Source organism: Streptomyces colonosanans, from assembly GCF_001866645.1.
Classification (GTDB): Bacteria; Actinomycetota; Actinomycetes; order Streptomycetales; family Streptomycetaceae; genus Streptomyces; species Streptomyces colonosanans.
In genome coordinates, this window is the sequence record NZ_MLYP01000071.1 from 1 (window position 1) to 22893 (window position 22893).

At 70.5% G+C, this 22893-nt stretch carries 24 protein-coding genes and 1 riboswitch; of the genes, 9 read left to right on the top strand and 15 right to left on the bottom strand.

The genetic code is table 11. The features are described from left to right. Positions 1–71 precede the first annotated feature (71 nt). Positions 72–1280: an exodeoxyribonuclease VII large subunit gene (gene xseA / locus BIV24_RS25525; RefSeq protein WP_071368790.1), complete on the bottom strand. Its 1209-nt coding sequence runs from the start codon at positions 1278–1280 to the stop codon at positions 72–74. A gap of 140 nt (positions 1281–1420) precedes the next feature. Here xseA and BIV24_RS25530 point away from each other — a divergent pair, with 140 nt between their 5' ends. Together BIV24_RS25530 and ppgK are read left to right on the top strand one after the other, a co-directional pair. Further along, a complete protein-coding gene (locus BIV24_RS25530) occupies positions 1421–2425 on the top strand; it encodes a 4-hydroxy-3-methylbut-2-enyl diphosphate reductase (protein ID WP_071368791.1) in 1005 nt (334 codons plus the stop codon). An 82-nt stretch (positions 2426–2507) separates the two neighbouring features. Continuing rightward, entirely contained in the window at positions 2508–3254 is a 747-nt protein-coding gene (gene ppgK, locus BIV24_RS25535) for a polyphosphate--glucose phosphotransferase (RefSeq protein ID WP_071368792.1), read from the top strand. Between the two features lie 39 nt (positions 3255–3293). Here ppgK and BIV24_RS32500 read toward each other — a convergent pair whose 3' ends face one another. Next, a complete protein-coding gene (locus tag BIV24_RS32500; RefSeq protein ID WP_425442592.1) occupies positions 3294–3863 on the bottom strand; it encodes a DUF6542 domain-containing protein in 570 nt (189 codons plus the stop codon). A gap of 298 nt (positions 3864–4161) precedes the next feature. On the opposite strand from BIV24_RS32500, the gene ychF reads away from it, so the two are divergent. After that, positions 4162–5250, top strand: a complete 1089-nt coding sequence (ychF, locus tag BIV24_RS25545; protein WP_071368793.1) for a redox-regulated ATPase YchF — start codon at positions 4162–4164, stop codon at positions 5248–5250. A 150-nt stretch (positions 5251–5400) separates the two neighbouring features. Here ychF and BIV24_RS25550 read toward each other — a convergent pair whose 3' ends face one another. Then, entirely contained in the window at positions 5401–6162 is a 762-nt protein-coding gene (locus BIV24_RS25550) for a group II truncated hemoglobin (protein WP_071368794.1), read from the bottom strand. 73 nt (positions 6163–6235) lie between these two features. Here BIV24_RS25550 and BIV24_RS25555 point away from each other — a divergent pair, with 73 nt between their 5' ends. Further along, on the top strand, positions 6236–6601 hold the full coding sequence (locus BIV24_RS25555) for a winged helix-turn-helix transcriptional regulator (protein WP_071368795.1): 366 nt from the start codon (positions 6236–6238) through the stop codon (positions 6599–6601). Positions 6602–6877: 276 nt separating this feature from the next. Here BIV24_RS25555 and BIV24_RS25560 read toward each other — a convergent pair whose 3' ends face one another. The 12 genes from BIV24_RS25560 to BIV24_RS25615 all read right to left on the bottom strand — a co-directional run bounded on the left by BIV24_RS25560 (position 6878) and on the right by BIV24_RS25615 (position 18727). Then, complete coding sequence (locus BIV24_RS25560; RefSeq protein ID WP_071368796.1) at positions 6878–7666, bottom strand: class I SAM-dependent DNA methyltransferase; 789 nt, start codon at positions 7664–7666, stop codon at positions 6878–6880. A 224-nt stretch (positions 7667–7890) separates the two neighbouring features. Then, positions 7891–8844 carry an ABC transporter permease gene (locus BIV24_RS25565; RefSeq protein ID WP_071368797.1) on the bottom strand — a complete coding sequence of 318 codons (954 nt, stop codon included), beginning with the start codon at positions 8842–8844 and terminating at the stop codon, positions 7891–7893. Continuing rightward, a complete protein-coding gene (locus tag BIV24_RS25570; RefSeq protein WP_071368798.1) occupies positions 8841–9782 on the bottom strand; it encodes an ABC transporter ATP-binding protein in 942 nt (313 codons plus the stop codon). The genes BIV24_RS25565 and BIV24_RS25570 overlap by 4 nt, the downstream gene beginning before the upstream one ends. Then, on the bottom strand, positions 9779–10207 hold the full coding sequence (locus BIV24_RS25575; protein WP_071368843.1) for a GntR family transcriptional regulator: 429 nt from the start codon (positions 10205–10207) through the stop codon (positions 9779–9781). The genes BIV24_RS25570 and BIV24_RS25575 overlap by 4 nt, the downstream gene beginning before the upstream one ends. A 113-nt stretch (positions 10208–10320) precedes the next feature. Beyond that, complete coding sequence (locus BIV24_RS25580; RefSeq protein ID WP_071368799.1) at positions 10321–11964, bottom strand: NRAMP family divalent metal transporter; 1644 nt, start codon at positions 11962–11964, stop codon at positions 10321–10323. A gap of 309 nt (positions 11965–12273) precedes the next feature. Further along, positions 12274–12447: riboswitch (M-box (ykoK) riboswitch) on the bottom strand. A 69-nt stretch (positions 12448–12516) separates the two neighbouring features. Then, positions 12517–12777: a hypothetical protein gene (locus tag BIV24_RS25585; RefSeq protein WP_071368800.1), complete on the bottom strand. Its 261-nt coding sequence runs from the start codon at positions 12775–12777 to the stop codon at positions 12517–12519. Between the two features lie 32 nt (positions 12778–12809). Beyond that, the gene (locus BIV24_RS25590) at positions 12810–12995 is read right to left on the bottom strand and encodes a hypothetical protein (protein WP_071368801.1); all 186 of its coding nucleotides are present in this window, start codon (positions 12993–12995) and stop codon (positions 12810–12812) included. A 303-nt stretch (positions 12996–13298) separates the two neighbouring features. Continuing rightward, positions 13299–13910, bottom strand: a complete 612-nt coding sequence (locus BIV24_RS25595) for a phosphatase PAP2 family protein (RefSeq protein ID WP_071368802.1) — start codon at positions 13908–13910, stop codon at positions 13299–13301. Between the two features lie 433 nt (positions 13911–14343). Next, positions 14344–15375, bottom strand: a complete 1032-nt coding sequence (locus BIV24_RS25600) for an alpha/beta fold hydrolase (protein ID WP_071368803.1) — start codon at positions 15373–15375, stop codon at positions 14344–14346. 12 nt (positions 15376–15387) lie between these two features. Continuing rightward, on the bottom strand, positions 15388–16677 hold the full coding sequence (locus BIV24_RS25605; RefSeq protein WP_071368844.1) for an esterase/lipase family protein: 1290 nt from the start codon (positions 16675–16677) through the stop codon (positions 15388–15390). A gap of 162 nt (positions 16678–16839) precedes the next feature. Further along, entirely contained in the window at positions 16840–17130 is a 291-nt protein-coding gene (locus tag BIV24_RS25610; RefSeq protein ID WP_071368804.1) for a hypothetical protein, read from the bottom strand. A 439-nt stretch (positions 17131–17569) separates the two neighbouring features. Further along, on the bottom strand, positions 17570–18727 hold the full coding sequence (locus BIV24_RS25615; protein ID WP_071368805.1) for a threonine synthase: 1158 nt from the start codon (positions 18725–18727) through the stop codon (positions 17570–17572). Between the two features lie 236 nt (positions 18728–18963). Here BIV24_RS25615 and BIV24_RS25620 point away from each other — a divergent pair, with 236 nt between their 5' ends. The 5 genes from BIV24_RS25620 to BIV24_RS25640 all read left to right on the top strand — a co-directional run bounded on the left by BIV24_RS25620 (position 18964) and on the right by BIV24_RS25640 (position 22779). Beyond that, positions 18964–20139, top strand: coding sequence for a DUF4190 domain-containing protein (locus BIV24_RS25620; RefSeq protein ID WP_071368806.1), 1176 nt, complete (start codon positions 18964–18966; stop codon positions 20137–20139). A gap of 147 nt (positions 20140–20286) precedes the next feature. Continuing rightward, on the top strand, positions 20287–21039 hold the full coding sequence (locus BIV24_RS25625) for a GntR family transcriptional regulator (protein ID WP_071368807.1): 753 nt from the start codon (positions 20287–20289) through the stop codon (positions 21037–21039). Positions 21040–21497: 458 nt separating this feature from the next. Then, a complete protein-coding gene (locus BIV24_RS25630; RefSeq protein WP_071368808.1) occupies positions 21498–21680 on the top strand; it encodes a hypothetical protein in 183 nt (60 codons plus the stop codon). A gap of 53 nt (positions 21681–21733) precedes the next feature. After that, a complete protein-coding gene (locus BIV24_RS25635) occupies positions 21734–22159 on the top strand; it encodes a (deoxy)nucleoside triphosphate pyrophosphohydrolase (RefSeq protein WP_071368809.1) in 426 nt (141 codons plus the stop codon). 188 nt (positions 22160–22347) lie between these two features. After that, positions 22348–22779 (top strand): ATP-binding protein, encoded by a 432-nt coding sequence (locus BIV24_RS25640; protein ID WP_071368810.1) that lies wholly within the window; start codon positions 22348–22350, stop codon positions 22777–22779. The last annotated feature ends 114 nt before the right edge of the window (positions 22780–22893 follow it).

The window sequence follows — 22893 nt, forward strand, 5'->3', positions numbered from 1 at the left end:
CTTCCGTCCGGCACGCCGAGAGCACGCACCGAACGCCGCTCCTTAACGGGCAAACGTTGCCTGCCACGGCACTAGATCTCGACTCGTACCGTGAACTCGCCCTCGGCGACCCGTGCCCGCAGCGACTCGCTCGCCGACACCTCGTCCGGCGCGCGTACGACGTGCCCGTCGGACTTCTGCAGCACCGCGTACCCCCGCTGGAGCGTCGCGGCCGGCGACAGGGCCACCACGCGCGCGTGCGTGTGCATGAGCTCCGACTCGGCGCGGTCGAGCAGGTGCCCGAGCGTGCGCCGGCCGCGGTCGGCCAGCGCGGCGATCTGGTCGGCGCGCTCGTCGATCATGCGGTGCGGATCCTCCATCGAGGGCCGCGCCAGCGCATGTGCGAGCCCGCGCTCCTCGCGCTCGACGAACGCCAGCACACACCGGCGTGCCCGGTCCTGCAGCGCCTGTACGCGCTGCAGCTCCTCACCGACGTCCGGCACGACCTTCTTCGCCGCGTCGGTCGGAGTGGAGGCGCGCAGGTCGGCGACGTGGTCGAGCAGCGGATTGTCCGGCTCGTGCCCGATGGCCGAGACGACGGGCGTACGGCAGGCGGCCACCGCCCTCACCAGTTGCTCGTCGGAGAACGGCAGCAGGTCCTCCACGCTGCCGCCGCCTCGCGCCACGATGATCACGTCGACGTCGTCGAGCGCGTCCAGCTCCTTCACGGCCTGGACGACCTGGGGTACCGCGTGCACGCCCTGTACGGGGACGTTGCGCACCTCGAAGCGGACGGCGGGCCAGCGGTGCCGCGCGTTCTCCAGCACGTCCCGCTCCGCGGCGGAGGCCCGGCCGCAGACGAGCCCGATCAGCTGCGGCAGGAACGGCAGCGGCTTCTTGCGCTCGGGCGCGAACAGCCCCTCGGCGGCGAGCGTCTTCTTCAACTGCTCCAGCCGCGCGAGCAGTTCACCGACTCCAACGGGCCGTATCTCGGCGGCACGCAGCGACAGCTGCCCCCTGGGGGCGTACCACTCGGGCTTGGCGTGGACGACGACCCGGGCGCCCTCGCTCACGACGTCGGCGACCGCGTCGAACACCTGGCGGTAGCAGGTGACGTTGATGGAGATGTCGCGCGAGGGATCGCGCAGCGTCAGAAAGACGACACCGGCGCCGGGCCGCCGTGACAGCTGGGTGATCTGCCCCTCGACCCACACGGCCCCGAGCCGGTCGATCCACGCTCCGATGAGCCGCGACACCTCACCGACGGGCAGGGGAGCTTCCGCGGACGTCTTCACAGCCATGCGCCCGAGCGTAACGGCCGGAGCTGACAACGACAGCCAGTGCGCCGACCGGTGGGGGTGCGGCCGTTCACGCGGGCGGGAGCGGTGGCGGAAACCCCTGCGACAGCAGGGGCTCCGGCCCGCCGGGGCACGGCCTTACGATGGTGCGCATGACCGCTTCGTCTGGCCGCCGTGTCCTGCTCGCCGCCCCCAGGGGCTACTGCGCGGGTGTCGACCGTGCCGTGATCGCCGTCGAGAAGGCCCTGGAGCAGTACGGGGCCCCGATCTATGTCCGTCACGAGATCGTCCACAACAAGTACGTCGTGCAGACCCTGGAGAGGAAGGGCGCGATCTTCGTCGAACAGACGGAGGAGGTCCCCGAGGGGAACATCGTCATGTTCTCCGCGCACGGCGTCGCGCCCACGGTCCATGACGAGGCCAGAGAGGGCCGGCTCGCCACCATCGACGCGACCTGCCCGCTGGTCACCAAGGTGCACAAGGAAGCCGTCCGCTTCGCCAAGGAGGACTTCGACATCCTCCTGATCGGGCACGAGGGCCACGAAGAGGTCATCGGAACCTCCGGGGAGGCCCCGGACCACATCCAGCTCGTCGACGGCCCCGAGGACGTCGCGAACGTCGAGGTGCGCGACCCGTCGAGGGTCGTCTGGCTCTCCCAGACCACCCTCTCGGTCGACGAGACCATGGAGACGGTCGACGCGATCAAGGAGAAGTTCCCGCAGCTGATCTCCCCGCCCAGCGACGACATCTGCTACGCCACGCAGAACCGCCAGCTCGCGGTGAAGCAGATGGGCGCCGAGGCGGACCTGGTGATCGTGGTCGGTTCCCGCAACTCCTCGAACTCCAAGCGGCTGGTCGAGGTCGCCAAGCTCGCGGGCGCGCGCGCCGCGTACCTCGTGGACTTCGCCGACGAGATCGACGAGGCCTGGCTGGAAGGCGTGTCGACGGTCGGCCTGACCTCGGGCGCCTCCGTCCCGGACGTCCTGGTCGAGCAGGTCCTGGAGTGGCTCGGGCAGCGCGGCTTCGAGGACGTCGAGATCGTCAAGGCGGCCGAGGAGTCCATCATCTTCTCCCTCCCCAAGGAACTCCGCCGGGACCTGCGCGCAGAGGCGGCGGCACTCATCGCGGAGCGCACCGGCGAGAAGTGACGCCGCGCCCCCGCGGTGAAGGCTCCAACGGCCTTACGGCACCGAGAAGTGCCTGCCGGTCGTACGACGTACCGTGGTGCCCATGCAGATCTTCGGCGTGGACATCGGCGGATCCGGCATCAAGGGCGCTCCCGTGGACCTCGAGCGGGGCGATCTGACGCAGGAGCGCTTCAAGGTGCTCACCCCGCATCCCGCGACGCCCGAGAGCGTGGCCGACGGAGTGAAGGAGGTCGTCGGCCACTTCGGCTGGACGGGCCCGGTCGGCATCACGTTCCCCGGGGTGGTCGCCGGCGGCAGCACGATCCGCACGGCGGCGAACGTCGACACGAGCTGGATCGGCACGGATGCACGCGCCCTGTTCGGCGAGCGCCTGGACGGCCTCCCGGTGACGCTGCTGAACGACGCGGACGCGGCGGGCGTGGCCGAGATGAAGTACGGTGCCGGCCGCGACCGCAAGGGCACGGTCATCATGCTCACGCTCGGCACCGGCATCGGCAGCGCCCTGTTCATCGACGGCGCCCTGGTCCCGAACACGGAACTGGGCCATCTGGAGCTGGACGGCCACGAGGCGGAGAAGCGGGCCTCGACGAAGGCCAAGGAAGACCACGACATGACGTGGGAGCAGTGGGCCCGCCGTGTGCAGAAGTACCTCGCCCATGTGGAGATGCTGTTCTCTCCGGAGCTGTTCATCATCGGCGGCGGCGTCAGCCGCAAGGCCCACAAGTTCCTGCCGCTGATCGAGGGCGTCACCGCGGAGATCATCCCCGCGCAACTGCAGAACAACGCGGGGATCGTGGGCGCGGCGATGAGGGCGGAGCAGAGCCGGTAGGGCAGCGGTGCCGGCCGGCCGCCGACACCGTCGTGGCCGTCAGGCCGGGCGGCGGCGCTGTGCAGCGATCCGGCGGCGCATCATCCGTACCCTGCGTACGGTCGCGATGACGCCCGCGACGAGCGTGCCGCCGTACAGCCAGCCCGCCTGGGTGGCGAGCGCGGTGACCAGTCCCACCAGATGCCCGGTGAGCCCGTCGTCGCCGTCGGCCACGATCAGCAGGCCGACGGCGTAGGCGATCGGCACCACCACGGGCGCGGTCACCAGGTCCCCGCGCCGCACCCACAGCGCGGTCAGCGCGGCCACCGGCAGGAACAGCACGCCGTACACGGTCACGGACGCCTCGAACAGCAGGTGGTCGAGACATGCGAGCGCGACCATCGTGGCCACGCAGAACAGCCCGCTGCCGAGACCGGTGAGCCGGGGGTTGGGCAGGTGCCTGACCGCCTGGGCCAGCGGTGGGGTGGTCCGCCCGGTCGGCGCCGGGCGCCGCTGGACGCCGACCTTCCCACGGGCTGCGGGCCGTGTCTCGACGGCACCGCCCCGTACCTCGGGCCGGCCGGGACCGGCCGGCCCGAGGGCGGACCGGGCTGCCGTGCCGGGCCGCACCGTCGCGGCGGCCGGGCCCCGCCGGCCTTGCGGGGGAAGGGGCGGCGCACCGCGTCGCGCTTCGTGTTGCCGGGGTCGCGTCCTGTGTTGCTCCACTGGACCAACTTAGGTCTGTTTATGTGCGGAATGACCCATCAGACACGCCGCTGGCGAGACCTTGGCCAAGCGTTCGATACATCGCCGGTGCGGTGTCCGGCACGCCGTAGACTGGGGGATCGGCCCGCACAGCCATCCTGACGGACCCGGGCCCACACAGCCCCAGTCCTGTTCTCCAACCTCACGTACGGGAAGTCGCAACGTGTCGCTCACGATCGGAATCGTCGGTCTGCCCAATGTCGGCAAGTCGACCCTGTTCAACGCCCTGACCAAGAACGACGTGCTGGCGGCCAACTACCCGTTCGCCACGATCGAGCCGAACGTCGGTGTCGTGGGTGTCCCCGACACCCGTCTCACCAAGCTGGCCGAGATCTTCACCTCGGAGCGGATCCTCCCGGCGACCGTGGACTTCGTCGACATCGCGGGCATCGTGCGCGGCGCGAGCGAGGGCGAGGGCCTGGGCAACAAGTTCCTGGCGAACATCCGCGAGTCGGACGCGATCTGCCAGGTCATCCGCGCCTTCAAGGACGAGAACGTCGTCCACGTGGACGGCAAGGTCTCGCCCAAGAGCGACATCGAGACGATCAACACCGAGCTGATCCTCGCGGACCTGCAGACGATCGAGAAGGTCCTGCCGCGCCTCCAGAAGGAGTCGCGGATCAAGAAGGACGTCGCCCCGAAGGTGAAGGCAGTCGAGGAGGCGAAGGAGATCCTGGAGAAGGGCGACACGCTCTTCTCGCAGGGTGTCGTCCAGGGCAGCGAGCGCGCGGAGCTGCTCCACGATCTGCACCTGCTGACCACGAAGCCCTTCCTCTACGTCTTCAACGTCGACGAGGACGAGCTGATGGACGACGGCTTCAAGGAGGAGCAGCGCGCGCTGGTCGCCCCCGCCGAGGCGATCTTCCTCAACGCCAAGCTGGAGGCGGACCTTGCCGAGCTGGAGGAGGACGAGGCCCTCGAGCTCCTCCAGTCGGTCGGCCAGGACGAGCCGGGCCTCGCGACCCTGGCCCGCGTCGGCTTCGTCACCCTGGGCCTGCAGACCTACCTGACGGCGGGTCCGAAGGAGGCCCGCGCCTGGACGATCAAGAAGGGCGCCACCGCCCCCGAGGCTGCCGGTGTCATCCACACCGACTTCCAGAAGGGCTTCATCAAGGCGGAGGTCATCTCCTTCGGCGCCCTGGTCGACGCGGGCTCGGTCGCGGAGGCCCGCGCCAAGGGCAAGGCGCGCATGGAGGGCAAGGACTACGTCATGCAGGACGGGGACGTGGTGGAGTTCCGCTTCAACGTGTGAGCGGGTGACATGACGCCACGTCGCTGACCAGGCGGACATGCAGATCAGAAGGGGCCGGGCCGGCGGGAGTCCGGCCCCCTCCGCGTTCCCGTGCCGAGTCGGTGCCGACTTTCAGGTGCGTCGGGGCGGCGTGTGCGTCCCCAGCTCTGTTCAGCCCCGGTACGGCGGCGTGATGCCCCAGTCCCAGCGGGGCATCGGGGTGTCGGGCAGCGGGGGCGGGTTCGGGCCCGAGTAGATCAGGGCCATCCGCGTGCCCCACTCCAGGTAGTACGCGAAGACCGCGCGGAACTCAGGGTCGTCCGGCAGGCCGACCTCGTCGGCGGTGTCCGTCAGCAGGGCCACCCACCGGCGGCGGTGCTCCTCGGTGAGCGCGCGGCCCACGTGCCGGGATGCCATGTGGCGGTGGCCGCCGTGCTCGGTGCTGTACCGGGCCGGACCACCGAAGACCTCACCGAGCCAGGCCGCGACGTGCTGGGGGTGGTGCGGGTCCATTCCGGCGAAGACCGGGGCGAGGAGTTCGTCCTCGGCGACCCGCTCGTAGAACCGGGTGAAGAGCCGCCCGAAGGCCTCCGCCCCGCCGGCCCACTCGTACAGGGTCGGAGCCGCGCCGCCCCGGCCCACGACATCGGTGACCTCGTAGTGGCGCATCTCCTCGATCGACTCGACGTACGGCTTGATCTCGGCGAAGAAGGCCGCGAAGTGCTCACCTCTGCGGAAACCTTCGAGGTGGTCCTTGGTCGAGGTCCAGCGGATACGCAGAATGTAGGCGCCCGGATCCTCGGTGCAGCGGGCCAGTTCGTAGTCCACGCACTGCTCGGCCTCGCCGAGCGCCTCGGCGGCCCGGAGGTACGCCTTCTCGAATTCCGCCCGTCGTTCGTCGGCGATCCGGTACCGGATGTACTCGACAATCATGCGTGGACTCAACAGCAATACCGGGTCCGCGACAAGGGCTGACCCGGTGGTAAGCACCCGGAACAGGACAGCGATGCCGACGCCGAAACCCGTACCCGAGAGCGGTCAACGCTTCTCCTGCGCCGTCGAGTTGACCCTGGAGGTGATCGGCGGCAAGTGGGCCACGGTCGTGCTGGCCCACCTGAAGGAAGGCGCGCACCGGTACGGTGCGCTCCGGCGACGGATACCCGGGGTCAGCGAGAAGGTGCTGGTCCAGCGGCTGCGCGGGTTGGAGGCCCGGGGGCTGATCGAGCGGCGCTCCGACGGCGGAAGGCCGCCGGAGGTCGAGTACCGGCTGACCGAGGAGGGGTTGAGCCTGGTGCCCGTACTGGAGGCGCTGTACGTCTGGGGCGAGCAGTACGCGGCACGCACCGGTGTCCGGATCGAGCTCCCGGATTGACCACGTCCGCCCTCGCCCGGATCAGGCAGTGGCGTCAGAAGTCTCAGGCGTCGCCCACGGGTTCGCTCGGACGGGCACGGTGATTCACCCGTTGATGCTCTCCCATTGCTTCGGCATCTCGTGAATCTTCTGCAGCAGTCGGGCGAAGATCGGAGTGAGCTCGGCCGTGTATCGCCGGAGCTGCATGGAGGCCGTATGCCGCTACCGGGTGGGGCAGTTCGGTGCCCCTGCGCCCACCCCGGGCGCGCGGGCGTCCGGGGTGGTGTCCCGGGGTCTTCAGTGGCCGGTGCCATGGGTGACGCGGATCTTGGACTGGCCGTGGGGGAGCTTCTCCCAGTCGTCCATGAGGCGGGCCGCCAGACCGTGGCGGGCCGCGAGGTCGACGAGTGTCTCGGTGCGGTAGTAGAAGTCCTCGCGCAGCACCTGGTGTTCGGGGCCCGTGGTGCGGTCGAAGGTGAAGTCGAACCAGCCGTCGGGGGCGAGGATGCGCCCGACGTGGGCCAGGCACTCGTCGACGACGTCCAGCGGAGAGTGGGAGAAGACGCTGTGGGCATGCACCACCCGGAAGTGCGCGTCGGGCAGGAAATCGAAGGTGAGGTTCTGCACCAGTGAAAGGTGCGGCACCTTGTCGCGCAGGTCCCGTTCGATCAGGGTGCGGCGGGCGGCGGCGAGGATGTCCGGCGAGATGTCGATGCCGTGGTAGGCGCCGGGCTCCAGATGGTCGATGAAGCGCCAGCCGGCCCGCAGATTGCCGCAGCCGATCTCCAGGAGCCGGTCGCCGGGGGCGAGGCCGTGCTGCACCAGGTAGTCGAACTGCATCTTCCCCAGCCGCAGCCAGCTCTCATGGCTGCGACTGCCCACGGCCGCCTGCGGGTTGCGTGCGGTGTCGCTGCGCATCACCGCCCGGTAGTAGGAGACGTGGTCACGGTGACGCATGCGCAGCCACGCGTCCCGCCCCGCGCGCAGCAGATGCCGGGGCACGCGCTGAGGGTGCCGCAACGCGTAGCCGGCGCGGTGCAGGAGTGAACTGCGGTCGGCAGTGAGGTTCTTCTGTGCGGGAGGCATGGGGCGTGAAGCTCCTGTCCGTGGGTGTGTGCGGGTGGCATGCGCCGGGTCCGCTTCAACCAAATAACTAGTGTCTTAGTGGAAGTAGGGCGTGGAGAGCCCCGGGCGAGGGAGCAGAAGGGGTGAGGAGGAGGGGGTGGGAGGCGAGTGCCGGGGGGCACTCCCCGAAGAGGCGGCCGACGAGGCCCGTCAGAAGGGTTCTGACGGGCGGTCGACGATTCCTGTCAGAAGGCCCTGCGACGCAGCACCGCGTAGGTGGCGGCGACGGCCGCGGCGGCGCAGGCGAGCAGGAGGGCCGACTCGACGCCCTGCATCGGCCAGAACTGGTCCGCCGAGTGGTACTCCTCGAAGACGGTGCCCGTACGGCAGCCGCCCGGGGCATGGCACTGGTCGTAGGGCAGCCACGTACCGTCCTTGCGGACGACGCCGTCACGCAGCATCCACACCTCGCCCTTCAACTGGTAGCCGCCGTGCCCGACCCAGGTGCGCAGCGGCAGCAGGTGGGGGCGTACCCAGGTGACGAGGGCGCCGAGGCCCGCGCAGACGACGAGCGTGATGCCCATCGCGGGCAGGGTGCGCCGCACCAGGGTGCCCACAAGGATCCCGATGGCGAGGGCCAGCAGGGCCGAGGCGACGGGCACGATGCCGAAGGTGGAGTAGACGGAGGGCTCCCAGCGCCCCCACGCGTTCTGCGCGGTGGTCTGCCGGGCGGCCGCGCGCACCCAGGCCGCGGCCAGCGAGCAGCCCGCGGCGGTCGTCGTGACGACGGCGGCGGGGAGGGCGAATTGGGCGGTGAGCCACCGGGTGGGGGAGAGCGACTGGGTCAGCATCAGCCGGTGCGTGCCCCGCTCCAGTTCCTGCGCGATCAGCGGCGCGCCGACAAACGCACCCACCAGCAGCGGCAGCAGCATGAGGGCGTACTGGAAGTACTGCACGGCCGCGTCGGCGTCCATCAGGTCGACGAACGCCGCGTCGCAGGCCGGTCGCAGGGGGGTGCAGGCGTCGCTCCGCTCCCTGGCCCCGAACAGTGCCGCACGGTTGGCGGCGGCCCAGGCGAAGACCGCGAAGAGGACGAGGGCGGCGGCCGGGAACAGGGTCCGTCGGCGCCGGGTCACCGTGCGCAGCAGTCCCGAGCGCGAGGCGACGGGGGCGGACGGGGCAAGGGTCTGCGTGCTCATGCCGCCGCTCCCGTGTGCGTCGCCTCCGGGACGGTCTCGCCCGGGTGGCAGGCGATCCACGGCGGGGACTCGGGGGAGCGCAGGTAGGACATCAACAACGTCTCCAGAGAGGGTTCTTCGCTCTGCCAGGGGCCGCCCGGCAAGGTTCCGTCGCCGCGCACCAGGAGCGTCGTCCGACGTCCCCGGGTGCGGGCCTCCACTACGCCGGGCAGGGCCGGTACGTCCTGGGGTGCGGTCTCGGCGGTCGAGCCGGTGAGCAGCCGGTGGTCGGCCAGGGCCTCGTCGACGGGGCCGGACATCCGGACGCCGCCGTTGTCGAGAAGGAGCAACTCGTCGGCCACCCCCTCCAGTTCGGCCAGGACGTGCGAGGACATCACGATGCTGGTGCCGCGCTCGGCGGCATCCGACATGAGTACGGAGGTGACATGGTGGCGGGAGAGCGGGTCCAGATCGGCCAGGGGTTCGTCCAGCAGCAGCACGTCCGCCGCCTTGCCCATGGCCAGCGCGAGGGCGACGCGGGTGCGCTGTCCGCCGGACAGGGATCCGATACGGGCCTGTTCGGGTATCCGTTCACCGAGCATCCGCGCGGCGAGGTCGGGCCGCCAGCCGGGATTGAGGTCGCGGCCCATCCGCAGGGTGTCGGCGACGGTGAGCCGCGGGTAGAGCGGCTTGTCCTGTCCGACGAACGCGAGCCGGGCCCGCCCCGAGTCGCTGTCCGGGTCCGCGCCCAGCAGTCGCACCGTCCCCTTGTGCGGTCGCAGCAGTCCCGCGGCCGTTTCCAGGAAGGTGGTCTTGCCACCGCCGTTGGGGCCGACCAGCGCGCAGACCCGGCCCGCGGGCAGCTCCAGGCAGACCCCTCGCAGTACGGTCTTCCCACCCCGCCGCACGTCCAGGCCGTCGGCCCGTACGGCCGCCGCCCCTTCGGCCCGGTCGCTCATGACGTCCTCGCCTTCCGTGTCCGCGCGCCGGCTCCGCCGTCCGCGGCACCGCCGGTGAACTCCCGTTCCACCACGGACGTCACCAAAGCGATGACGTCCTCCTTCTCCAGCCCGGCGCGGCGCGCCCGGGCGGTCCACCGCTGCAACTCGTCCCGCAGCTCGCTGTCCGTCTCGCCCACGCCGAGTGTGCGCAGCACGAATGTGCCGAGCCCCGGACGCGGTTCGACCAGACCCGAACGTTCCAGCTCCCGATAGGCCTTGAGCACGGTGTTCGGGTTGACGGCGGTGGCCTCCACCACCTCGCGGGCGGTGGGGAGCTTGTCCCCGGGCCGCAACAGACCGAGCCGTAGCGCCTGTTCGGTCTGCCTGACGATCTGCTGGTAGGTGGGGACCCCGCTGCGTCGTTCGATGCGGTACTCGATCACTGTCACCACCACCCTTTAACTAATGTGTTAGTGAAAGATAGGAAGTCGATCTTCCCCGTGTCAAACACAGGGGGCGGGGAGGGTGCGCCGCCCCCTGTGCTCGGCAGGTGGATTCAGTGGCCGAGGGCCACTTCGACGATCTTGACGACGGCCAGGATCATGGCGATCAGCAGGTAGGTGCGCAGCGCACCCATGCCGATCTTGTAGCCGGTGGACATGGCCGGCCGGGTCAACGTCTCCAGCGGAGGCATACGCCAGGTGTCCCGGCCGGTGCGGTCCACCGGGTCCTCCTTGGAACCCGTACGGCGGCGGGTGAGGGCGTACCCGGCGGCCAGGACGCCGATGATGCCGCAGGCGGCCATGATGTCGAGGATCGTGCTCGCCGTGATGTCCGGGAAGAGCACCGCCGCGGTCAGGATGACCGACAGCATGACCAGGACCGCGACCACGGCCGAGGTGAAGGCGTTGGTCTTCGGGCCGTTGACCCACGGGCCCAGGACCGCTTTGTCGTTGCAGAGCAGCAGCAGGAAGACCGACGCGGAGGGCAGCAGGACCCCGGCGAGGGTCTGTACGCCCTCGGTGAGCAGGCCCAGCGGCGAGCCCGGGATCAGCACGATGGCCGCGGCGGCGGCGACGAGCCCGGCGTAGACGGCGTAGAAGCCCTTCGCGCCGCCCACTTGGCGGTGCAGGGAGTGCTTCAGGCCGAGCGTGTCACCGATCGCGTAGGCCGTCGACAGCGAGACCGCGAAGGCGCCGATGATCGAGGCGTCCAGCAGCGCGATCGCGAACAGCACACCGGGCAGATGGCCGGCGCGTACGGCCAGTCCGTGGGCGATACCGGAGGCGTCCGTGAAGTTCCCGGAGCCGTGCGTCCCGGCGAACGCGGCGGCGGTGAAACCCATCATCGCGGCGGCGCCGACGACCACGACGGCGATACCGATCCACAGGTCGGCCTTCTCGTACCGCATGAATCGCGGGGTGATCCGCTTGTCGATCACGTACGACTGCTGGAAGAACAGCTGCCACGGCGCCACCGTGGTCCCGACGATCCCGATGATCAGCAGCATCACGGTCGACAGCTGACCGGTGCCGCCCGGCATGGTGGGGACGACGAAGTCGCGAGCCATCTGCGAGGTGGCCGGGTGGACCATGAAGTAGATCGGCACCAGCAGCAGCGAGGCCGCGCACAGGGTGATGGCCACCCGTTCGAAGCGGCGGAACGAGCCGGTGAATGCCGACGCGATGATGACCCCCGCGGCGAGCACGACCGCGGCCGTCCTGGGCAGGCCCAGGTAACCGGCCGCCAGTGTGATTCCGATGAACTCCGTCACCAGGGTGAGGGCGTTGAGCAGGAACAGGTCGATCACGCTGAACGCGCCCCAGAACTTCCCGAAACGCTCCAGGATCAGGCGGGCGTGCCCGACACCGGTCACGACCCCCAGTCGCAGCACCATCTCCTGGTTGACGTACAGCACGGGGATGAGCAGGAGCAGAGTCCACAGCAGGTGGGTGCCGTAGTCCTGGCCGGCCTGGCCGTAGGTGGCGAAGGCGCCGGCGTCGTTGTCGCCGACCATCACGATCAGACCGGGGCCGATGATCGCCAAGAGTGTCCGCAGCTTGGCGGTCGGGCCCGTGCGCGGTGCGGTGTCGTCCAGCCGGATGGTGCCCAGCGCACCGTGGATGTCTCCGGTGTGCGCTTCGTCGAGCACCGCCGTGCGGTGTGCCTCGGCGGTTGCGTGCGCGGTCGAACGTGTCATGTCGTACCTCCCGAATCCCCCCAAAAGGGGGAGGTCAGGGGCGCGTGGAAGCCATTCCCCGCGCGGAGTGCGCAGGACGGCGGCCCGTGGCGGCCGAGAGGCCGCACGGATGCGCGAGACGCGGCGGGAAAGCCGCGCGGGGAAGGTGGTTACCGCGTGCCGGAAGAATGCGAGGACAAGCGGGGATGGGGCCGACTGTGGCCCGGACTACTACTGCAGTCCATGTCTCTCGCCTCCTTCCGGCCGGGACGCGACACGCGCGCGTCGTCAACGGCTCGGCAAGGAGCGGACCGGCCCGCACGAGCGACCGGCTCACCCCAACTCGTCAGAGCTTTGGCACTCCACGGCGTAATCCCCTTGCGAGGGAAGCCACTTGGGGTCACCCCTTAGGTCGGGGAGACCTGTCCTGACCCTGGGCGTCTCTCGACGTCGTGGGGTCAGTGGCCTGTGTCCGTGAAGACGCCTCACCGAACGAGGTGCCTCTTCAAATCCCACAAAGTGTAGCCCTACGCTTGCGTGATCACGCAACTTATTGGAGGACTCTTTACACGGTCATGAGCCGAGGGGGGATGTCCGGACCACCCAGTCGTCGATCACACCGATCTCCACACGGGCGTCCTGGGCAAGGTCGCCGCGCGCCACGCCGGCACACCAGGCGGTGAGGACGGCGCGCCGCAGATCCTCCGCGCGCGTCGTCAACCCGATCTCGCGGGCCTCCGCGGACGCCGCCGTCAGGGCGGCCGCGTCCTCGGTCAGCCGTTGTACCGCCTGGCGCACCGCGAGGCGCGCTTCCTCCCGCCGTCGGTCGTACATTTCCGCCTCCAGGGGGTCGTGCCGTCGGTCGGTCAGTCGTGCGCGGTCGACCGGGCGATCTTGAAGCCGATCTCCAGGATGCGCACCAGCAGCCCGACACCGTAGGCGTCGGCCACGGCCACGAGGATCGCCGGCAGGGCGACCGGCAGCAGCAGACGCAGACCGTGCTCGGCCACCGTGAGAACAGGGATGCGGGGCAGCGTGATGTTGATCGTCATGGCGGACCTCCGCCTGATCGGCACCCGGGGCGAGTCGGCGGCGCGCGTGCGATCGCCGCCCGGCGTATCCAGCCGAGGCAGGCCGTCAGACGGAGTGGTGCCCGCCGCCGGGCGCCTCGGGTGCTACGGAATGGGAGCTGGGACTACTACTGCAGGGATCCATCCCGCTCACCTCCTCGCGCTCTCAGCGGTCACATCGGGCCAGGATGCGATGCACCCTGGCCCAGGTTACGCCTCGGATCTCGCCACGACAGCCCGGTCACGGACGGTGTCCGGTGGGCGCCGAACGGGTGGCGAGGCCGACTAGGCGGCGAGCAGCGGACGCAGCGCCCCGCCGCGCAGCCGCTCCACCAGGGGTGCGCACAGACGGCGCCCCACCAGAACGACCACAAGGGCGACGACGGTTCCCACCAGGGCGCCGACCGCGACATCGTGGGGGTAGTGGGCGCCGACGTAGACGCGCGAGGCTCCCATCGCCACGGCCGCCAGCAGCGAGACCGCCCCCAGCCGCCGGTCGACCAGGAAGAGCGCCGCGGTGAACGCGAAGGCCACGGTGGTGTGGTTGCTGGGGAAGGCGTAGTCGTCCACCGGAGGGCAGGCCTCGACGAGGAAGGCATGGGGGAGGGCGCGGCAGGGGCGGGGCTCCTCGAAGACGTTCTTGATCCCGCTGTTGACGACATATGCGAGCACGACGGCGAACGGTATGGACAGGACGGCGGCCATGACCGTGCCCCCCTGACGGCGGGCGCGCCACCATGCGACCAGCAGCAGGACCGCGAACAGGCCCATGCCGTAAGTGGTGTAGGCCGACACCGGCTCGTTGAGCCAGTGGGTGTGGCGGGCCAGGTCGGTGACGTCGGTGTACAGACCGCCGTCTATGGACGCGCCGTCGAGCGCGGTCGAGGAGGAAGTCATCAAGTGGAACTCCGAGCCGTGGTTCAAGTGCGGGCACGCCCCGGGAAACGCGCAGCGGCACAAGGCGGACACCTTGGTGAAGGGGAGGCGTCCGAGGCGTGAACATCTACAGGCAAGTAGACGCTATCAGGCGGAGATCGGGTTGAGTCACTAGTGCCGCGTCAGGCAGCGTTTGCCCGTTGAGGAGCGGCGTCGTGGGGGCACCTCCCGCTCTGGGGGTCCCCCCGCTCGAGCGGAGTCGAGAGTGGGGGAGAAGCCGAGAGTGGGGGAGCGTGCTCTCGGTGTGCGACCAACGCCCGGTGCATCGTGTCCGGGAGAGCCTGGGGCGGACGGGGCCCGAACGGTGGTGCGGCGTAAGGGATGCGCAGGAACGGCGCCTCGCCGTCCGCGGACAGACTGCCGCGGACGGCGCCCTGCACAGTGGTTCAGACCGTCACGCCGACAGAATCCCCCGCAGCGCCGCGCCGAACTCGTCGGGGCGTTCCAGGTGCACCGCGTGTCCGGCGCCCGGCACGGCGACCTCCCGTACCAGGCCGCCCGCCTCCGCGTAACGGTTCAGGACGTGGCGTGTCTGCGCCACCATCGGCTGGGCCGGGGTACCGTCCCAGCCCGGCAGCGCGCCCATCGAGCCCAGGTGTGCCAGGTCGAACATCGAGGTGTCCGAGACGATCACGTCGTCCTCGCCGCGGATCCACAGCACCGGCGGCTTGGGGTCGATCAGATGCAGTTCGTCGATGCGGAAATGGAGCGGGGAAAGGGAGTTGAGGACCCCACGGGTGCCGGGGGCGACGCCCGGCCAGGCCGTCGACGCCACACTGTCGCCAGGGTAGTGGTCATCGCCGATACGCGTGGTGAGCATGGACTCGACGTACGTGTCCTCGTGCTCGGGGCGGTGCGGGGGCTTGACGTAGGTGCTCGCCAGGACGGAACGGGGTGAGAACGGGGAGTCCTCACCGCGGTCGCCCTTGGTGAGCCGCGCGACGAACTCCGGGTTGACCGTGCCGCCGCCCGAGCCCGCCCCGTCCTTCGAGTTGAGGGTTCCGTCCACCCCATGCGTACCGCCGAAGCCGTACGGGGAGACCGGGTTGACGAGGGTCAGGGAGCGCACCGCGGCCGGGTGGTCGCACAGGTACTGCATGATCACGCCCCCGCCCATGGACCAGCCCACCAGGTGAGCCCGGTCGACCCCGAGCGCCGCCAGCAGCGAGGCGAGGTCGTCGGCATGGTCACGCAGGCCCCGCGTCGCGTCGACGGGCAGCGGGTCGGTGCCGCCGAAGCCGCGCAGGTCCGGTGCGATGGGGCGGTAGCGGTCCGGGAGGAGGGACAGGGCGGTGTCCCAGAAGGCGGAGGAGGAGACGTTGCCGTGGACGAAGACGACCGGTTCCCCTTCGTCGCGGACCTCGCAGATCTGGACGGTGAGACGATCGGTGGGCACGCGGCGGGTGCGGATGCTGCTCGCTGTCATGGTGCGGTTCCTTTACGAGAGCCAGGTGGCGATCTGGGCGGCGGACGAGGTGTTCCATCCCAGCTCGAGATGGTTGGCGCCGGCGATGGTGGCGGTGCCGCCGACCGTGGGGATCCCGGTGGTGTCGAGCGCGCTCGCGGTGAAGACGACACCGTCGCTGGGGCCGCGGTTCTCGTTGAAGATGCCGACGACGTCCGGGGATCCGCCGGCCAGCAGATACGCGGTGACCGAGGCGGGTACGCCGGCGTTGTGCAGCGGCGTGATCAGCGATCCGGCGTCGATGGCGGCCTGGATGCCGCTGCCCGCGGTGTAGAAACCCTGGCCGCCGTGGTACGTCGTGTACCAGTCCTGCGCGGCGCCGTCGACTCCGTACACCCCGTCCCAGCGGGCCAGCATCTGGCGCTGGCCGGGGTAGTTGTCGTAGCCGCCGGAGGGGGTCATCGAGAACTCGGGGTGCGCGGTGTACAGGCCGTAACACGTCATGCGCGCGTGCGGGGAGGGGGCGTTGACCGTTCCTCCGCACTCGGGCCAGATGGAGAAGTCGTGCGCCCAGCCGTGCGCGTACGGGTAGTCGTAGCCGCCGTTCGGGCCGCCGACGGTGATCAGCTTGCGCACGTCACCGGCGTACGCCCGTCCCCAACTCGGCTTCAGTGACGAGACATACGCGCGGGCCGACATCTCGCCCTTGCTCCAGCCGACCAGGTCGACCTTGCCGACGCCCAGCTTTGCCTTGATGGCGGCGATCGCGTCACCGACGATCTGCGCCTGCATCAGGTTGTCGCCCTGCTTGTGCGCGAAGCCGACGGCGAAGACCCGGTAGCCGCGCGAGGACAGATACTGCATCAGCCCGGTGGACGGGCAGGACAGCGCGCCGCAGCCGTAGCCGCCCGTCTCACCCGGATTGGCCCAGGCGCGGTCGGCGTTGTCGTTCGCGCCGTGGACGAGAAGGACCGGCGTGGTGTGGGTGCTGGTGTTCCAGCCGGGGGCCGAGTAGAGCAGGAAGCGGCCGGAGTACGGGCGGGAGACGCCGCCGAAGTACGTCACGCGCTTGCCGTCCTGGTCGCCGCGGCCGTCCGGTGGGTAGCCCTCGGTGCGGAAACCGGTCGTGGTGTCGAGATAACGCTCCGCGCTCTCCCAGCCGTTGGTGACGGCGGCAGACCCGTAGCTCGCCTCGAGGGTGAGGTAGGAGGGCGGCTCGGCGGCGGACGCGGTGCCGCCGGCGACCGGCAGCCCGGCCACCACCGCCATCAGGAGGGCGATCGGCAGCCGCCACCGGCCTGCACTGCCTCGTCTGTACCGCATGTCCCGTCCCCCCTTGTCCACGCTGTCGCGACGCTGTTCCGCGCCGCGCACACGTTAGGCAAGGCCCGCGAGGAGAAGGCATATGCGCGGACCCCATAAGGGAGACGGCTTGTATGGGGCGGCAGCCTGCCCGGGTGCCATGCGTACGGCACCGGGGTCCCGCTACCGGGCGGACGGCCCGTGGCCGGGTCCTGCATGCCCGCGTGCGGCTGGATCGGTCGATGCGGCTCCGCGATCGGCGCGCGCGATGATCCAGGCGGCCCCGCGGGCCGCCAGGGCGCGACGGCGCCCGCGCCGCGAATGCGGCACGGGTGCTCGGCGGCCCTTGGCCGCCGCTCCGGTCACGACGGCCAACCGCCGGGCGGCGTCCTCGAGTTCGGTCATGAGCCGATTCCGGCGGGCCCCCGGCCCGGTGACGCGCAGGGCCGCGTAGAGGCCCTCGATCCGGGCCACCGCGGCTCCTATCCGCAGGTTCGTGCTGCCCGTTGACGGAAATCGCTCCTGCGGCACCGGGGCCCTCCATCCTGGCCGAGCGGCGCGGTCCGGTCCGTGGCGGACCCACCTGCTCGGCCGGCATACGCATGCTGGTTTGCGTAGTCGTGAACTGACCGGGAGTCGACGTCGCGAGGGGCGCCGGTCGGACGCCGGGACGTCATGCACCGCCGGCTCTTCGAGCCGCTGCTTCGTCCACTCCACGGTGTGGTCCCCCTGCGCTCGGCGGTACTGAGTACAGGTATCACGAATACTTTCAAGCTTGCGCCAGTAAGCAATTGTGAGGGTGTGATCGGGCCGACGCGAGTCGCGTGCCGTCGCTCGCGCCGACCGCCTTGCGGGCGTCGCCGTCCCTTGGGCCCAAGGGACGGCGAGGCGGGGTCCTGGCCCCGCCTCGCCCTCACTCGCCCGACTGCGCCGTGCCGGCCAGCCCCGACTTCAGGCCCGCCCCGCACAACGGCACCACCGCGATGGGGGTGCCCCCACTCGAGCGAAGCCGGGAGAGGGGGAGTTTCCCCGGCGCCCCTTTCCGTACCGCCGCCCAGCACGCCACCCCCGTCGACTCCACGTACAGGCCCCGGGAGGCCAGGTCCAGCTGGGCGTGACGGATCTGGTCCTCGGTCACCGTCAGGAAGGTGCCACCCGAGTCCCGTACCGCGCGCAGGATCTGGCGGGCCCGGGGCGGGCGGGGGATCGCAATGCCCTCGGCGGCGGTGGGCGCCATGGGGGTGACGTCCGCCAGGTCGTCCGCACCCTCCTCCCAGGCGTGCGCCAGCGGCGCGACGGCTGCCGCCTGGACCGCGTACAGCGCGGGCCGGCGCTCGATCAGACCCGCCGCGTACAGCTCGGCGACGGCGAGCGCCGCGCCCAGCAGCAGTGTCCCGTTGCCGACGGGCAGCACGAGCACTTCCGGGAGGCGTCCGCCGAGGTCCTCCCACAGTTCGTGGACGTATGTCTTCGTGCCGTGCAGGAAGTACGGGTTGAAGACATGCGACGCGTAGAACACGTCCGGCTCGTTCGCCGCCTCGCGGGCGGCCCGTGCCGCAGCCTCGCGGTCGCCGTCGACCACGTGCAGCCGCGCCCCGTGCGCTCCGATCTGCTCCAACTTCTTCGGTGACGTGCCCCGCGGGACGTACACCGTGCACGGCAGTGCGGCCCGCGCGCAGTACGCGGCGATCGACGTGCCCGCGTTGCCGCTGCTGTCGGCGACGACCTGGCGTGGCTTCAGCCGCAGCGCCAGTTCGGCCAGCAGTACCGCGCCCCGGTCCTTGAAGGAGAGCGTCGGCATCAGGAAGTCCAGCTTGGCCGAGATGCCGTCCGCCAGCTCCACGAGCGGTGTACGGCCCTCACCGAGGCTGACCGAGGGGCCGGACAGGGGCAGCGTCTCCGCGTAACGCCACAGCGAATTCACGCGCCCCGCAAGCGACTTGAGGGGGGCGGGAGTGGGTGAGAAGTCCAGGTCCAGCGGGCCGCCGCAGACGGGGCAGCACCAGGCGAGCGACCTGGAGGACACCCGCGTACCGTCCACCGGGCAGAAGCAGTCCGGCAAAAGTGTCATGTGAGCAGGGTAGGTGTTCCGGCCTTCTACTGGTGATGATGTGTCATGTCGTCGCGTGGTGTCCGTGTTCGGTCCGTTATCCCCGCGCGCACCATGGTCGCCTTCCGCGACACCCCGACCGTCGGCCCGCCGACCGCCTCCTTCATCGTGCCCCGCATTCCGTCTCCGGCTGGTCCGCCCCTACCATGCGATTCGTACAACAGTTCTGCGCTTTCCGGACGAGGAGCACGGCACCCGTGTCCATACCCCCGCCCTCCGGGCCCCAGCAGCCCGGAGGCCCGTACCCGCAAGGCCCCTACCAGCAGCAGTACGGGAACGGGCTCCCGTACCAACCCTGGGGTCAGGGGTACTCCCCGTACAACCGCCCGGCGCCGTACAACGGGCTCGCGATCGCCGCGCTCGTCCTCGGAATCCTGTGCTTCCTGCCCGCCATCGGGCTGGTCCTCGGGCTGATCGCGCTCGCGCAGATCAAAAAGCGCGGCGAGCGCGGCCGGGGGCTCGCGGTCGGCGGCATCGTGATGTCCACGATCGGGCTCGCGTTGCTGGCGGCGTTCTTCGCGACGGGCGGCGCGCACGACTTCTGGCAAGGGGTCCAGGACGGCGCGCGCGGCGGCGTGGCGTTCTCCCTGAAGAAGGGCGAGTGCTTCGACGCGCCCGGCGGCTCGCTGGCGGGCGAGGCGTACGACGTCGACAAGGTGTCCTGCTCCGGCAAGCACCAGGCCGAGGTCTTCGCCGAGTTCCGGCTGCCCTCCGGCCGTTACCCCGGCGACGACGCGATCAGCAAGGTCGCCGACGAGAAGTGCTACGCGCTCCAGAGCGCGTACGCCATGGACTTCTGGGCGGTCCCGGACGACGTCGACGTCTACTACTTCACGCCCACCCGCGACAGCTGGCGCTTCGGCGACCGCGAGGTCACCTGCATGTTCGGCAACACCGACGAGAAGGGCACCCTCACCGGCTCGCTGCGCCGCGACGCCACCACCCTCACCGGGGACCAGCTCACCTACCTGCAAGCGGACACCGTGCTCTACGACGCCCTGAGCACCGCCCCCGACACCGAGAGCGTCGAGGACGACCTGCCCGGTCACCGGAAGTGGGCGGCGCGGGTCTCCACCGCGCTGGCCGACCAGACCCGGCAGTTGCGCGCCCGCACATGGCAGGACGGGGCGGGGCAGCCCGTCGCCGCTCAGATCGAGGCACTGGAGCAGGCGCGCGACGAGTGGCGGAAGGCGGCGGACGCCACCGACATCGATGCCTTCTATACCCACTGCGACCGGGGTGCCACCCTCCTCGAGGGCCGCGCGGCGGTCACCGCCCGCAAGGCTCTGGGCCTGGCCACGACCCCGCCGTCACACGACGCCGAGGGCAACGGAGGCTCCGGCGGGGGTGCGGAGACCGGAGAGCGGGTGTAACCGCTGCCATAACGGGGAGAAACCGCCTGCGTAAAGCCCTCGGCAAGCAAAGGTCATCACATCGAGTGATTCCCTGGCCTTTACTTGCGCGGAACAACCCACGGTTGCCAGTCTGTTGCTGTCTGTACAGACTGATGGGAGCGGCCAGTGACTTTCGGTGAGCAGCCGGCGTATCTGCGTGTCGCGGGTGATCTCCGTAAGAAGATCGCCGACGGACTGCTGCCACCGCACACCCGTCTCCCGTCCCAGGCCCGCATCCGCGAGGAGTACGGCGTCTCGGACACGGTGGCCCTGGAGGCCCGCAAGGTGCTGATGGCCGAGGGGCTCGTCGAGGGCCGCTCGGGATCGGGCACGTATGTCCGGGAGCGGCCGGTGCCGCGGCGGATCGCCCGCTCCGGGTTCCGGCCGGAGGGTGGCGCCACCCCCTTCCGTCAGGAGCAGGCGGAGGCCTCCGCGCGCGGCACCTGGGAGTCGCACAGCGAGCAGACCGCGGCGAGCGGCGCCATCGCCGAGCGGCTCGCCATCCAGCCGGGCGACCGCGTGATGCGCACGAAGTATGTGTTCCGGGACGCGGGCGAGGCGATGATGCTCTCCACGTCCTGGGAGCCGCTCGCCCTGACCGGCCGCACCCCCGTGATGCTCCCCGAGGAGGGGCCGCTCGGTGGCATGGGCGTCGTCGAGCGCATGGCCGCCATCGACGTGATCGTGGACAACGTCACGGAGGAGGTCGGCGCCCGCCCCGGCCTCGCGGAGGAGCTGATGGCGCTGGGCGGCGTCCCCGGCCATGTGGTGCTGGCCATTCAGCGGACGTACTACGCCTCGGGCCGCCCGGTGGAGACGGCGGACGTGGTGGTGCCGGCGGATCGGTTCCGGGTGGCGTACCACCTGCCGGTGAAGTAGCCGCATCGCCTGTCGGCGAGGTGGTGGGCCGGTCGCCGGTGGAGCGCGCCCGGTTCGCCGCCGGTGACGCGATGCGACGGGCCGCCCTCCCCCTCCCAGACCCCAGGAGAGCCGCGGCGAGCGGCTCCGATCTCAAGTCGCCTTCTATGTGCCGCGGTTGAGCGGCTCCGGGTGACCCAAGGCGGTCGCCCGGGCCGCAGTTGCAATTCGGTCGTTCCTCCCTGCGGTGTGCGGGAGGCGCTTCGTGCTGCTTGGCGTGCGCCGGGGGTGCGTCGGAAGTGCGGCAGGTGGCGCGTTCGACTGCGTGCGCCCCCTTGATCGTGGCTGGTTGCGTGCCTCTTTGTAAAAAGCCGTATTCGCTGCGTGAAGGTTGGGCGTAGGCTCGGGCATATGCGCAGTGCGGTTTCCTTGGTGGGCGGGGCGCGACGGGGGCTGGGGACGGGAAGTGGAGAGGCGCGATGAACGACAGCACGGTCACTCTTCCCTGGCTCGTCATACGGCAGGACGACAACGGCAACTGCTATCGCGTGGGCAGATACGCGACCCGCGCCGAGGCCCAGAAGATCGTGGACAGCCTCGACGACCGAGGTCACAAACAGCTCTACTGGGTGGAGCGCATCGGGCGGAACGGCGGCAAGTGAGGGCCTTCGCCCCGGGCAGGTGAACCGCCGCGCGCTCCCGTAGGCTCCGGCGCATGACGCAATCGATCGTGGTGGTGGGAGCCGCCCTGCTGAGCCGGGGCCGCCTCCTGGCCGCCCGCCGCAGCGCGCCCCCCGAGCTCGCCGGGCGCTGGGAACTGCCCGGCGGCAAGGTGGAGTCCGGTGAGAGCGCCGAACACGCGCTTGTGCGCGAGCTGCGCGAGGAACTGGGCGTGACGGCGGAGCCGGTCGGGCGCGTACCGGGGGAGTGGCCCCTGAAGCCGGGGTACGTCCTGCGGGTGTGGACCGCGCGTCTTCTCGCCGGCGCCCCCGAGCCCCTGGAGGACCACGACGAACTGCGCTGGCTGACCCCCGATGAGATCTGGGACGTGGACTGGCTCGATCAGGACGTGGCGGCAGTCGAAGCCGTCCTGGCCGAGTGGCGGCGCGTCCGCCCCCTTCCCGATGGCGCTTCTTCCTGATCGAGCGCCTTTGCCCCGTCGGTTCCCGGGGGTGTGGAGCGGCCGGGAAAGTGAGGCCTGAGGCTCCGGAGGCATGCGAGGTTTCAGGGGCTGGTGCGCCGTACGCCGTTCGTGCCATAGTGCGCCCAAGTGTGCGGTAAGGCGCCTCCTATATCGGGTATGGGCCTATTAACCCCACGAAACCGGACATGGGTGGGCTTCTGGTCTGGGAAGTGATCGGCGTGCTCGAGACCGAAGGCGAAAGCGCCGAGTGGACGTTCCCCGCTGACCCGGGTGCCGTACGGACCGCTCGCGCCGTAGTCCGGGGTCAACTGCGCACCTGGGGCCTCGACCCGCTAGGCGATGTCACCGCGCTGCTGGTCAGCGAGCTGGTGACCAATGCCCTTCGGCATGCCACGGGCCCCATCGGTGTCCGCCTCGTACGCCCCGCCGATTCCGCCGCCACCCTGCGCGTCGAGGTCTCCGACCCTCTTCCCGACCCGCCCCGCAAGCGCACCGCCCATGTCGACGACGAGAACGGCCGCGGGCTCCAGCTGGTCGCCCACTCCTCGCGCCGCTGGGGCACCCGGCCCGCGGACTCCGGCAAGACGGTCTGGTTCGAACTGGCGGTCCCCGGCTGACCACGCCCGCAACGCACGGCGGAGCTGCACCGGCGCGGGGTGCGGTACCCGGGGCGCACGGTGACCGAACGGATCACGCCAGGGGCGGTGGCGGCAGACTTTGATTCGAGGGGG